This is a genomic window from Mesorhizobium sp. M0894, from assembly GCF_040319725.1.
In the GTDB taxonomy this organism is placed as follows: Bacteria; Pseudomonadota; Alphaproteobacteria; order Rhizobiales; family Rhizobiaceae; genus Mesorhizobium.
The window spans coordinates 128,100-142,047 of sequence record NZ_JAMYOG010000004.1; the positions used below are offsets into that span (position 1 = coordinate 128,100).

General features: G+C 65.0%; 3 protein-coding genes. 2 read left to right on the plus strand and 1 reads right to left on the minus strand.

Annotated elements, in window-relative coordinates; genetic code table 11:
- Positions 1–2: 2 nt before the first annotated feature.
- A complete protein-coding gene (locus tag NKH91_RS09810; protein WP_352844498.1) occupies positions 3–5,483 on the minus strand; it encodes an alpha-2-macroglobulin family protein in 5,481 nt (1,826 codons plus the stop codon).
- A 273-nt stretch (positions 5,484–5,756) separates the two neighbouring features.
- Here NKH91_RS09810 and NKH91_RS09815 point away from each other — a divergent pair, with 273 nt between their 5' ends.
- The gene (locus tag NKH91_RS09815; protein ID WP_352844497.1) at positions 5,757–7,685 is read left to right on the plus strand and encodes an autotransporter assembly complex protein TamA; all 1,929 of its coding nucleotides are present in this window, start codon (positions 5,757–5,759) and stop codon (positions 7,683–7,685) included.
- Entirely contained in the window at positions 7,685–13,735 is a 6,051-nt protein-coding gene (locus NKH91_RS09820; RefSeq protein WP_352844496.1) for a translocation/assembly module TamB domain-containing protein, read from the plus strand. The genes NKH91_RS09815 and NKH91_RS09820 overlap by 1 nt, the downstream gene beginning before the upstream one ends.
- Positions 13,736–13,948: the final 213 nt, after the last annotated feature.

Sequence of the window (13,948 nt, forward strand, 5' to 3'; positions counted from 1 at the left end):
CGTTACGGCGCCATGACCTCCATCATGCCGGTGGCGGTGCGGGCCGAATATTGCGGCCGGTACATGTCCTCGATCGTTGCCGCCGGGTGGGCGTAGATGCCCGGCGTCACCGCGCGCACGACGTAGGCGAGCGTGATGTTGCGGTCGCCGTCGCCGTCGTTCGGATTGAAGGCCGCGACGAAACGGTCGTTGCGGAATTCGAGATGGGCAGCATCGGTCTGCGCCAGCCAGGAGAAGTTCGTCAATTGGGCGCTGGAGACCAGGCCCGGATTGTCGATCTCGAAGCCGGCCGGCAACAGGTCGGTGATCAGCAGCCGCGAAGGCCAGGTGTTCTGCTCGTAAACCTTGAGCAGGACGACATAGCGTTCGTTCTGCTTGACCTCCGTCACGTTGGCCTCTGTGCCGTCGAGCTTGTAGTAGGTACGGCTGATGGTAAAGCCGTTGCCGCCGGCCGGCAGAGGCTGGATCGGCGAGGCCACGGTGGTGACGACCGCCTGCAGCGGATTTCTGCCGGTGTTGACGATGGTCAGCGGACTGTCGGCCAGTTCGCCACCGGCGATCTGGTCCGAATAGCCGCCGGCATGCGGTGCGCCGTTGACGGTCAGCGCGATCGAATCATTGCCGGCCTTCAGCGCGCGGGCCGCCAGCAGCATCCAGGACTCGTCCTGGGTGCTGGTCCACCTGGCGTCGGCGCGTTCCCTGGTCACCAGCTGGATCAGCGCCGGCACGATGGTCGGCACCGGCTTGCTTTCCGCGGCAAGCGCCAGGATCGCCGCACCGTCACGCAGCGGCGAGCCATAGTCGGACCGGTAATAGTCATATTCCGGCGTCGACTTGGCCAGTTGCAACGCGGCCTGGAAGGTTGCCTCCGAGCGCTGCGTGTCACCGTAGAGCGCGAGAGAGGCCGCCAGTTGGGCGACGGCCATCGGGCTGGTAAAGGCTTCGAGCTGGGTGTCGGCGTAATAACGCAGATCGCCGACCGAGGCCTTCTTGTTGCGGGCAAGCACATAGAGCGCATAAGCGATCTCACTGCCGCGATCCTGGACGTCCTGGTCGTAGCCGATCGCGTTCTGCAGATTGCTCAGCGCCTGGTTCATCGCCAGGGCCGGCACGTCGTATTTCTGCTCGCGCGCCCGGGTCAGGAAATCGGTGACATAGGCGTCGAGCCACAGATCGCCGGAACCCGGACCCCACAGGCCGAAGCTGCCGGCCGAGGCTTGGTAGCTCAGCACCTTGTAGATGGCGTCCTGGACGCGGCCATGCAGATCGGGGTCGCTGGCCATGCCGATGCCGGAAGCCATCTCGTTGACGTAGAGAAGCGGCATGGCGCGGCTGGTGGTCTGCTCGGCGCAACCATAGGGATAGCGGTCGAGCGTCATCAGCAGCGACGGCACATCGAAGGCAGCTGACTGCGAAACGCCGACGCTCACCGAAGCGCCATCGAGCAGGCTTGCCGCCAACAGTTCCTTGTCGACGCGCAGCGCGCCGCCATTGCCCTTGAGGTCGACGACCATGCGGGTGGTCACCGGCAGTTGCGCCGGGCGCACCGGCACATAGAGCGTCTGCTCGACGGCGGTGCCATCGGCATGCGCAAGCTTGATGGTGATCGAGGCGTTGCCCGCGGTCTGCGCAATCAACGGCACGGTCAGTGTCTGCCGCTTGCCTTTGGCCAGCGTCAGCTTTTCAGGCAAGGCGGCACTGCCGGTAGACAGGTCGCCCGTCGTGTCGATGGTCAGCTTGTAGTCGCCAGCGGGGCCATCGGTGTCGGCGACGTCGAGCCGCATGACGGCGGAATCGCCGGGCGCCAGGAAGCGCGGCAGGCCGGCGGTGATCACCACCGGATCGCGCACGATGACGTCTGACTGGGCATGGCCGACCGCTTCCTTGGTCCAGGCGACGGCCATGACGCGCACGGTGCCGTTGAACTGTGGTATGTCGAAGTCGATCCGCGCCTTGCCGTCGGCGTCGAGCTGGACCGGGCCGGAGAAGAAGGCGACCAGCTTTTCGGTCGGCGGACTGCCTTGCGACTGCATGTTGGCGCCATCGCCGCCAGTGCGCAGCTTGCCGGTCGTGCCCAGCGAGCCGTCGATCAGCCGGCCATAGATGTCGCGAACCTCGAGACCGAGCATGCGCTGGCCGAAGAACCAGTTCTCCGGATCCGGTACCTTGTAGTTGGTCAGGTTGAGGATGCCGACGTCAACGGCCGCGACCATGACATAGGCGTTGGTGCCGGGCTGCACGCCGGCAACGGCGACCGGGATCGACAGCTGCTGGCGCGGCATGGTCTTGTCCGGCGGCGCCAAGCTGACGGCAAGCTTACGCGAGCCGGGATCGAGCTTCAGCCATTTGACGCCGATGGCGCGCGCCGGCATGCGCGTCTCTTGCGCATCGCCCGGCCTGAACAGCGTTGCCGTGACGTAGGCGCCGGCACCCCAATCGTCGCCGACCGTGATGTCGACAGTGCTGCCGCCGGCCGGCACGCTGGCCGTGACCGTCCTCAAGAGCTTGTCGGCGCCGATGGTGACGAGCAATTCGCCGGCAAAGTGCGGCGATACTTTGAGCTTGGCTACTTCGCCCGCCGCATAGGTTTCCTTGTCGAGGGCGATCTCGAGCCCGTCGGGCGTTTCGGTCGTGGTGGAACTGACATACCAGCCGGCGTCGAACTCGTAGCTGGTCGCCGGGCCTTCCGGATCCGATGTCTCGATCTCGAGCCGGTAGCGGCCCCAGTCGACCGGCAGCGACATGGTAGCCTCGCCATCGGCGCTCAGGTCGACCCTGCCGTTGGCCACCGCCTTGGTGAAGATGACCGGCTCATAGTTCCAGGAATTGCTCGAGCGGTACCACTGGTAGCTGCGCTCGACCTTGACCAGTGACCACTGCGCGCCCTTCAGCGCTTCACGCTTGCCGTCTGGGTCGACGGCGATCAGGCTGAACTTGGCCGTGCCGCCTTGCGGTACCTCGTCGCCGTCGAAATCGGGGCGGATGCCGATCATGTGGCCCTGCGGGCGGATGCCGATATTCAGCGAGCGCTCGATCGCACGGCCGCCGGTCTCGCGCAACCGGACCGTGACCTTGGCATCGACCAGCTTGGTGGTGGATGGCAATTGATCGACGGAAACCGGGAAGGTCGCCTTGCCGTCGTCGCCGACCACCGGCAGGCCGGTGAAGGGCGTCACCGTTGGTTCGGCCGACTGTTCGTCGGCCAGACCGAAGGAATAGCCTTTGAAGCGGTCCCAGTCGCGGCCGGTCGACAGCGTCAATTCGCCTTCGAGCGCGAGGCCCGCGGCCGGCGCGCCATAGAGAAAGCGGCCGTCGACGGTGATGTTGGCGGTCTCGCCCTGGGCGATCTCCTGCTTGTCGGCGGACAGGTCGAACTCGATGCGATCCGGGACGAAGTCCTCGACCAGGAACATCTGGCTGGCGACCGCCGCCTGCTTGGGATCGGTGTGGATCGCCACTGTCCAGGTGCCGCGCATGGCGTTGGGTTCCAGCGGCAGGTCGACGGCGTGGCCGCCGGCCGATGCTCCGTCGCTGACGATGCGGCGGTCCTCGACGCCGTCGGGCCGCGAGAAGATGAAGGTGAGCGGCAGGTTCTCGACCGCCTTGGCGGCACTGTCGCGGGCAAGAGCCGAGACATGGACGTCCTCGCCGGCGCGGTAGATGCCGCGCTCGGTCCAGGCATAGACGTCGAGCGCGCCCGGCGCCGCGCGTCCGGCGACGCCGCGATCGGACAGGTCGAAGCCGGCGCGGCCCATATCGAGGAAGACGAAGTCGTCGTCGCCCTGCTTGGCCATCAGCACCGCCGGCGCCATGCCGCTGTCGCCGCGCGTCAGGCCGGGATTGAACACCGCCCGCCCTTCCGCGTCGGTGGTCGCGGTGCCGAGGATTTCGTTGTTCCTGGCCAGCAGCGTCAGCTCGGCGCCGGCGATCGGCTCGGCGGTTGCAAGCGAACGGGCAAAGACGTTCAGCCCATCCTGTCCGGTATAGGTCGACAGGCCGATGTCGGAGACGACGAACCATTGCGTGGCGTGCGAATCATAGTCGTCGCTGCGATCGTTGACGGCTTGTGCGGTCAGCACATAGACGCCGGGCTTGCGCTTCGGCAACGCCTCGTCGATGGGGAAGGAGGTGGTGACTTCCTTGTTGAGGTCGTTGGCGATGTCGAGCTGGCCTTGCCAGACCGGCTCGCCCATCTGTTCGGAGATGTTCGAAATGTCGTAGCCGTCAAGTTGGCGCAGGAACTGATACCCCGACAGAAGCTGGGCCAGCGAGCGGTCGCCGATGCGGAAGAGCTTCATTTCGGCGGCATTCATGTTGACGGTGACGACCGGTATGCCGCGGCGTGCGCCGGCGGGCAGCACGAAGCTGTCGCCGGTGAAGCGGGCCGAAGGCGCGCGGTCCTGCACGTAGATCGACAGTACCACCGGTGCCGCGGTGACCTCGCCAATGGCGGCCGGCAGGCCGGCGCGGAAGGTCACGTCATAATGCTGGCCGTGCTCGAGCCCTTCGACGCAGATCTGCTTGTCCTTGGCTTCGACGCCCTTGGGAGCGGCGTTGTCGACGGTGACGAACTGGGAATAATCGACGCCGGTCTTGACCAACTCCTCGGAGAACTGCGCGCAGATACGCGGCGCGCTGGTGTCGGCATCGACGGTATGATCGATGACGCGGAAGCCCTTGCGGGCCTTGAGATCCTGATAAGCGGCCCTGACCGCCGGCGAATTGACCAAAGCGAGGCTCGCCTCGTAGGCCTGCAGGGCCGGCCTGTAGAGGTCGCGGCGGTCAAGGCCGTCGCCGAGCAGCGCCAGCACGTCGGCGCGCGTCTTGGTGGTGCGCAGCAATTTGTAGGCGTTGAAGGCGGCGGAAGTGGCGTTCGCCGGTAGGGTCGACGGCTCCGAACTGTTGGCGGTCGGATGGACGGCAAGCGTTTCGCGCGCCAGCTCGAGCCAGAGCTGGCCATCGTCCGGCAGCACCGAAACCGCCGCTTCGTATTTGTGCATGGCCGAGCGATGATCGCCCGTCAGCGCCGACTGTTCGGCGGCGGCCCTCAGCGCCGTCAGCCCCTCTGTCGGCTTGGTGTAGGTCGGGCCGGTGAGCTTGTTGCGGTATTGCTGGGCCTGGTCGGCCATCCAGTTGGGGAAGAAGGCGAGTTCGGGTGGCGCGCCGATGTCGGGATCGCCATCGATGTTGACGACCTTGCCGGCGACGGCGCCGCCGAAGGGTTTCAACGAGTTGTAATCGGATTTAAGGAAGCACCATTTGGCCTTGAGGTTGTAGGTGAAGGCACGGCAGGCCGGGTCGCCGAGGCAGGTGGTCTTGCACTGATCGAGGCTGACATTCTGGTCGGATCTGAGATCGAAACCAAAATAGTCGGAATTATCCGATGTCACCACCCGCCGGGCTTCGGCCGCTTGCGCGACACCGCTCCAGGCGAAAAAGAGAAGGAAAAGAATCGATAGACCACGAGCCGCGCGCATTGCCATAAACCCCTCCAGACAAGTGCTTACGTCCAGAAATCTTCAAGCTTCAGTCGCGCTTGTCAACATCAGGACGCGGCAGGATCCGCCTGCCAACGGTTTGCTTTCCGGTCGGTGACCGGTAGTAGCTCCATAGGACAGGGGATCACGCTTTCTTGCGGCGACGCAGAAGGTGTGAGTTCCAAGCCCTGTCTATTTCAGCAATTGGATTGTGGCCCCTTTACGAGTGCTTCAGAACTTCATTCCAATTTTAGGTTTGCGAGCTAGGCTAGGAGCATAATGCCGGCGTATGAAAGGCAGATGTCGGGAGGAACCGCGCCACAGCGCGCGCTTTCGCGCGCCCTGCTTTTCGCTTTGTTGTGCTCGACGGCACTTGTTGCCGAAACCGGAAGTGCGGCAGCCTTCGAGATTTTCGGCATCAAGCTGTGGGGGTCGTCAAAGGACGAAGATGCCGACATCGTCGACCCACTGCGCTATGCCGTGACGATAGAAGCGCCCGACGCCGACGAGGATCTTGCCGAGAAGCTCGAAAACGCCTCGGCGCTGAAAGCCGACGAGGAACACCCGGTATCAGGTTCGCTGGGTCTTTTGGCCAAGGCGCGCAGCGACCGTGAGCAACTTGTCGCCGCGCTCTACGCGGACGCGCGCTACGAGGGTGTCGTCACCATCACTATTCAGGGCAAGCCGCTCGACGATCTGCCGCCCGATGCCGAGTTTTCCGGCCCGCAGCCGATTCCGGTGGTGATAAGCATAGCAGCCGGGCCGAAATTCACGCTTGGCAACATCAGACTGAAAGGCGATGCAGCGGGGCTGGCAAGTGCCGATTTCGGCCTGATCGCCGGCGGTGACGCCAGTTCGGGCGCGGTGCTCAAAGCCGAGGCGGCGATCGTGCGGGCACTCAAGCAAGAAGGCAGGCCGCTGGCCAAGGTGACGGGCCGCGAGATCGTCGCCGAGCACGCCGGGTCGACGCTCGACGTGACGCTCACCGTCGCGGCCGGGCCGGTCGCCGGCTATGGCGACACCACTGTCGAGGGCACCGAAAAGGTCGACCGCGACTTCACCGAATATATGACCGGCCTGAAGCGCGGCCGCCAATATTCGCCCGATGAGATCGACGATGCGCGCGACCGGCTGCTCGGGCTCGAGGTCTTCAACAGCGTGACGGTGAAGGAAGCCGACGCCCTCGACGCCGACGGCAACATCCCGATCGGTGTCCAGGTAAGCGAACGCAAGCCGCGCTATTTCGGCATTGGCGGCAGTTTCTCAAACACCGAAGGGCTGGGCCTCGAAGGCTATTGGGGCCACCGCAATCTGTTTGGCCGCGCCGAAAAGCTGCGCATCGACGGCAAGATTAGCGGCATCGGCAGCAACGACTTGACCCAGCTCAATTACAATGCCGGCGTCATGTTCGAAAAGCCGGGCGTGGTCGGGCCGGCGTCGAAATTCATTGCCAGTGTCAACACCGTGCTGGAGCACCCCGACGCCTACGACCATTTCTCGGTCAAGGGCAGCACCGGCCTGTCCTACGAACTCGACAAGAAGCAGACGGTTTCCGCGCAAGTCGCGCTCGACTATTCCAGGATCCACGACACTTTCGGCAAACACACCTATCTGATCGCCAGCATTCCGCTGCAATATGTCTACGATAATCGCGACAGCAAGCTCAATCCGACCAGGGGCTTCAGGGTGCTGGCCTATGCCGAGCCGAGCTACGACATTTTGAGCGGGGCTGCGTTCGTCAAGCTGAAAGGCGAGGGGTCGGCCTACCAGTCGCTCGATTCGGCCTCGAAATTCGTTTTTGCCGAACGTGTCGCCATCGGCTCGATCATCGGCGCCGGTCTTCAGGATGTTCCGGCCGACCGGCGCTTCTACTCCGGCGGCGGCGGCTCGGTGCGCGGTTATGCCTATCAGGGCATCGGCCCGAAGGACAGCAACGGAGAGCCGATCGGCGGGCTTTCCTTCTTCGAGACCTCGGTCGAGATGCGCATCGCTGTCACCGACAAGATCGGCGTCGTGCCGTTCGTCGATGCCGGCACGGTGTCCACCAGGCAGGTCCCCGATTTTTCGGACATGAAGGTCGGCGCGGGTGTAGGCTTGCGCTATCTGACGGCGTTCGGGCCGCTGCGCATCGACGCGGCAGTGCCGCTCAACCGCGGCCCCGACGATCCTCATTTCGGCATTTATGCCGGCATCGGCCAGGCATTCTGATGGCAATATTCAGGCGCATCCTCCGTATCCTTTTCTACACGCTGCTCATCGTGGTGGCAGCGGCGGTGGGGGCACTCGTCGTGCTGACCAAAACCGAGCGCGGCCGCGAAAACCTTGCCGGCATCATCTCGACCATGGCCTCGACCGGCGATCGCAAGGTCACTGTCGTCGGCATCGACGGTATCTGGTCGGGCGCGCTGAGGGTCGATCATCTCGTTCTGGAGGATCGCGAAGGCGCCTGGATGGTGGCGCGCAAGGTGGCTGTCGACTGGTCGCCGCTGGCACTCCTGTCGAAGAGCTTCAGCGCCGATCGTATTGGGGCCGAGCGTATCGAGTTGGCAAGGCTGCCGGTGGCCAGCACACAGCCGAGCCAAAGCGGAGCGACCACGCTGCCGGTTTCCATCGACGTCAAGCAGCTCGACCTTCCCGAAATCGCGCTCGGGCAGGCTCTGGCCGGCAGCGGTGTCGCCGAACTTGCAGCCAAGGGAGCGCTCAAGGCGGACGCCTCGCCATTGGCCATCGAGAGCAGCCTCAACATCGTTCGCCATGACGGCAAGCAAGGCACGGTCGACGCCAAAGCCCATTTCGCGCCGGCTGACAACAAGCTCGACTTAGACCTTAAGGCATCCGAGCCGGCCGGCGGCATCATCGCCAACCTGCTCAAGCTGCCGGGCGCGCCGCCAGTCGACATTGTCGTTTCCGGCACAGGACCGCTCGCCAACTGGAATGGTATTGGGACTTTCGTTGTCGACGGCCGGATCGTCACCCAACTCACCGGTCGCCATCAGCTCACCGATAAGGGCCATTATGTCGAGGCCAACGGCGATGGCGAATTCGAGCGCTTCCTGCCCGAAACCCTGAAACCGCTGTTTGCCGGCAAGACCACCTTCGACCTTGCCGGCACAGCGACCGCGGCCGGCGGCGTCGATGTCGAGCGCGCCAATATCGACAGCGGCGCCGTGCACGCGACCGCCGCCGGCATTGTCGATCCGAACGGCGTCAGCGATCTTTCTGTGAAACTCGCCGCGAAAGGACCGCCGATCGTGCTTAGCCTCGGCAGCGAGGCACAGCCGATAACCGTGGCGATCAAGGACGCCACGGCCCGCGCTTTCGGCGATGGCAAGGCGCCGATGGTGGATATCGGCGCGTCGCTGGTCTCCGTGGTGGCGGGCGGCACGCGGGTGGACGACCTGATCGGGCAAGTGCATTCTGATGGCTTCGACATCCAGAACCGTAGCGGGCCCGTCACCATCAAGCTGACGGCGGCCGGCCTGAACACCGACGTTGCGACATTGGCGCCGCTGATAACGGGAAGGGTCAGCGCCGGTCTCGCCGGCTCGGTCAGCAAGGAACAGGTCGTTGTCGACCAAGGCACGCTGCGCAGCGACGCGCTCAATGCGTCCGTGACGGCCACTGTGGCGCTGGCCGATCTGTCGATGACGCTCAAGATGAATGCCGACGCGGCTTCGGCGGCGCTGCCGCCGCAGATCAGCTCGGTTCTCGGCGAGCGTGTGCAGTTTTCCGCAACCGCGACACGCGACCCGGACGGTGCGTTCGCCGCCAACGCATTGCAGCTCACCTCCGGTACGCTTAGTGCCAGCGGCACCGTCAGTGCGCAAGGCACCGATATCCGGGCCGATATCAAGGGCACGCTCGGCGACGTGTCGGTACTGTCGCCGCTGGTCGGCGCGAAGGTCGGCGGCGCCGTCGGTTTCGCGCTGACGGCAAGCGGCGCGCGCAGCGCACCGGATTTCTCGGTTTCGGCCAACAGCGACAGCCTGACGGCGTCCGGCCATGCGGTGAAGCAGATCAAGTTGAGCGCGAGCGGCAAGGCCGACATTGCCAGCCCTGCCGCCGATGTCTCGCTGACCGGCTCGGTCGACGACCAGCCGCTCGACCTCAAGGCATCGCTGGTCACCACCGACGGCAAGCGCTCCATCAATGGACTTGCCGTCTCACTGGCCGACAACAAGGTCTCCGGCGACCTCGGGCTCGACGACAACCTGCTGCCGCTCGGCACGTTGAACCTCGATGCCGCGGATATTGCTCCGCTGGCCAGACTTGCCGGCCAAACGGTAGCCGGCGACGTGCGTGGCACGATCCGTTTCGCGAATGACAATGGTGCGCCGACGGTCGCGATCGATGCGACGAGCGCCGCGATTTCGCGCGGCGAACTGGCGGCGAAGACAATCGCCGTCAACGCTCTGGTCGCCAATTATCTCAAAGCCCCGGCGATCTCCGGCAAGATCAAGGCCGACACGATCACCTCCGGAACCACGGTGATCAGCGGCATCGACGTCGACCTGAAGCGCGATGGCGACTGGACCGGCTTTAGCGGCGGCGCCACGGTCGCCGGCATTCCGGCCAGCGCGGCCGGGCGGGTCAGGGTTGCGAACGGCATCACCAGCATCGAGCTTGCCTCCGGCGAGGCGACCATCCGCGGCATCAAGGCAGCGGTCGCGCAGCCATCGGCGCTGACAATCGCCAATGGCATGGTGAGCATAGAGAAACTGGCGCTCGGTGTCGGCGGTGGTTCGGTTGCCGTGTCGGGTACGGCTGGCCAGACGCTCGATCTCGCTGCCACCTTGTCGGCGGTGCCGGCAGCACTTGCCAATGATTTTTCACCGGGCCTCGATGCCGCGGGCACGCTCAGCGGCACCGCGCAAGTCACGGGATCGTCGGCTGCCCCAGACATTCGCTTCAACGCCCGGCTCAGCGGCGGCGAAACCAGCCAGACCCGGCGGGCCGGGCTCGGGCCGCTCAATCTCGATGCGGCTGGCCGTTTCTCGTCGGCCAGCGGCGTCGCCATCGAGCATGCGACGCTTGCCGGCGAGAAAATCTCCGGCAAGGCAGCCGGCACCATCAATCCGAACGGTGCCAGCGATTTCTCGCTCGACCTCGCATCCACCGGCCCGAGCCTGCCGCTTTCGCTCGGCAGCAAGGAGAGCCCGATCAAGCTCGAGCTGCAGACGCTGTCGCTAAAGGCGGCCGGGCAGGGCACCCAGCCGAAGCTCGACATCTCCGCGACGCTGCCATCGGCCGCCACCAATCTAGCTAAGATCGAGGGCATCACGCTTGCGCTGCACTCCGACCGCTTCGACGTGAAAGCCCGGAGCGGGCCGATCTCCGGCTCGGTGACCGCCGAAAAAATCGGCCTCGACAATCCGACCGTCGCGCCGCTGATCGCCGGCAAGGTCACTGCCAAAGTCGCCGGCAGCCTTGCCGCCGACGCTGTCATCATCGATAGCGGCACCGTGACCAGCGACGCGTTGAACAGCGGCTTCAACGGGCGGGTCTCGCTGGCCGACGGCGCCATCGATCTAAATCTCAAGGCGGATGCCGCGTCGGCGGCGCTGCCAGTAGCGGCGCGTGGCATGCTCGCCGAGCGGACGCAACTCAGTGCCGCGCTGAAGCGAGACGCCAACGGCAATGTCACCGCCAACGCGATCAGGCTGTCATCAGGCGCGCTGACCGCAGACGGGCAGGCGAGCCTTGCCGATAACAAGCTGAGCGCCGACGTCAAAGGCGCGCTGGGCGACGTCTCGCTGCTATCCAAGGATGCCAAAGGCGCTATTTCTTTCGCGCTGAATGCGCAAGGCGCCAGCACCGCGCCGGATCTGTCGCTGACTGTCAACAGCGATAGGCTTTCGGTGGCGGCGCGTGAGATCACCGGACTGAAGCTCACCGCCACCGGCAAGGCTGATGCCGCCAACCCGGCGGCGAATGTACAACTCACCGGAAATGTCGCGGGCCAGTCGCTGCAGGGTAGTGCCGTGCTGGCGACATCGGACGGCAAACGCGCCATCAACGGGCTTTTGCTGTCGCTGGGCAAGAACCGTATTTCCGGCGACCTGGCGCTCGACGATGCCTTCGTGCCGGTCGGTACGGTAGCACTGGACCTGCCCGATATCGGTCCGCTTGCTGCCCTGGCACTGGAAAAGGCCGATGGCGATGTGCGCGGCACGATCGCCTTCTCCAAGGCTGGCGCCGTGCCGCAGGTCGCCATCAAGGCGACGACGGGCTCGATCTCGCGCGGCGATGTCTCGGCCAAGGCCGTGACCATTGATGCGCTGATCGCCAACTACCTGGCGGCACCGGTGATCTCCGGAAAAATCCGTGCCGACAGCGTCACTTCCGGCGGCACGGTTATCCGTGGTGTCGACGTCGATCTCAAGCGCGACGGCGAATGGACCGGTTTCTCCGGTGGCGCCACCGTGAAGGATATTCCGCTGAAGGCCGGCGGCCGGGTCAGGGCGGTCAAGGGCACGACGACGGTCGAACTTGCCTCCGGCGAGGCGACCATTCGCGGCATCAAGGCGGCTATCGCCCAGGCCTCGACCATCAACATCGCCAATGGAGTGATCAGCCTCGACAGGCTGGTGCTCAACCTCGGCGGCGGAACGGCGACGGTCACGGGCACGGCTGGGCAGGCGCTCGACCTCAACGCGACGCTGGCCCGCGTCCCGATCTCGATAGCCAACAGTTTTTCGCCTGGCCTCGATGCCGCCGGCTCCGTCTCGGGCACGGTGAAGGTGACGGGCGCGCCGGCCAATCCGGCCGTCGCCTTCAAGATCGACGCCGCAGGCGTTCAGACGTCGCAGACCCGCGGTGCAGGTTTCGGCGGCATGGGCGTTTCGTCTTCAGGTACGTATTCGGGCAACAGACTGACCTTCGACGCCAACATGAGCGATGCCGCCGGCCTTGGCCTCAAGGGCGGCGGCACGATGACGACATCAGGCGCGCCCACCCTTGATCTCAACTTTTCCGGCAAGGTGCCGTTCGCCTTCCTCACCAGGACACTCGCCGCGCAAGGCCTGTCCTTGAGCGGCACGGCCGACGTCGATGTGCAGGTGCGCGGCCCGGCGACGTCGCCGGTGATCTCAGGCACGGTCCGTACGTCAGGCGCCCGCCTGGTCGACGCGCGCTCGGGGCTTGCGATCAACGACATCACCGCCGATGTCGCTATCGGTGGTGGCGTGGCCAGGATCAACCGCCTGACCGGCACGCTGTCGACGCGTGGCAGCCTTTCGGCCAGCGGCACCGTCGGCATCGATCCGGCTAAGGGTTTCCCAGCCGACCTGTCGGTCAAACTGGTCGACGGCCGTTATACCGACGGCAAGGTGGTCACTGCTAACCTCGGCGGCGACCTGACCATCAAGGGACCGCTCACCTCCGGGCCGGTGATTTCCGGTACCGTCAACCTGGCCAAGACCGTCATCACCGTACCCGAAAAGCTGCCCGGCTCGCTGGCCGAGCTCAACGTCAAGCACAAGAATGCGCCGGCAGCCGTGCGTGCGCAGGACAAGGCGTTGCGCCCGGCCGCTGCAAGCAGCGGTGGCGGCGGCAGTGGCCTCAACCTCGACGTCACGATCAATGCGCCGAGCCAGATCTTCATCCAGGGCAGGGGCGTCGACGCCGAGCTCGGCGGTTCGCTGCGGCTGACCGGTCCGGCATCGTCACCCCAGGCGGTCGGCACCTTCACCTTGCGGCGCGGGCGGCTGACGATCCTTGCCAAGCGGCTGACCTTCACCGAAGGCACGGTCGGCTTCTCGGGCTCTCTGGTGCCCTACCTCAACCTTACGGCGCAATCCAAGACAACCAGCGCCACCGTGACCATCGTGGTGTCGGGCGAGGCGACCAACCCGAAATTCACCTTCTCCTCGGTACCCGCGCTGCCGGAGGACGAGGTGCTGGCGCAGCTGATCTTCGGCCGTTCGATGTCGAACCTGTCGCCGCTGCAGATCGCGCAGCTTGCCGAGGCTGCCGGACAACTGGCCGGCGTCGGCGGCTCGACCTCCCTGCTGCAGAACCTGCGCAGCGCGATCGGCGTCGACGATCTCGACGTAATCACCGACGAAGAGGGCGGCACCGCCGTCTCGGCGGGCAAGTATCTCAACGACCGCACTTACGTGACGATCCAGAAGGGCGATAGGCCCGGCTCGGGCAAGGCAACCGTCGATCTCGACGTCGGGCGCGGCGTCAAGCTGCGTGGTGAGGCAACCGACGCCGGCGAAGCCAAAGGCGGTGTTTTCTATGAACGGGAATATTGAAACGGCTGTTCGCGCAGAACAGTTGGTTGCCCGAAGAACGAGCGGCGCAGCAGCAAATGTCCCGGTTTAATTGTCCGTGGAGATTTCGCGCGAAATCCCTGGCGCAGTAGCAAATTTGCGCCAAGACTGTCGTTATCGCGCGAACCGCCCTGCTTTCAAAGTTGCACATTCCTTGGCATGTTCCCAATCCGTGCCGTCTTTGACATCATGGCG

Bases quoted from the DNA above. Each gene is read 5' to 3' on its own strand.
- NKH91_RS09810 (WP_352844498.1), bottom strand. From the start codon at position 5,483: ATGGCAATGCGCGCGGCTCGTGGTCTATCGATTCTTTTCCTTCTCTTT.
- NKH91_RS09815 (WP_352844497.1), top strand. From the start codon at position 5,757: ATGCCGGCGTATGAAAGGCAGATGTCGGGAGGAACCGCGCCACAGCGC.
- NKH91_RS09820 (WP_352844496.1), top strand. From the start codon at position 7,685: ATGGCAATATTCAGGCGCATCCTCCGTATCCTTTTCTACACGCTGCTC.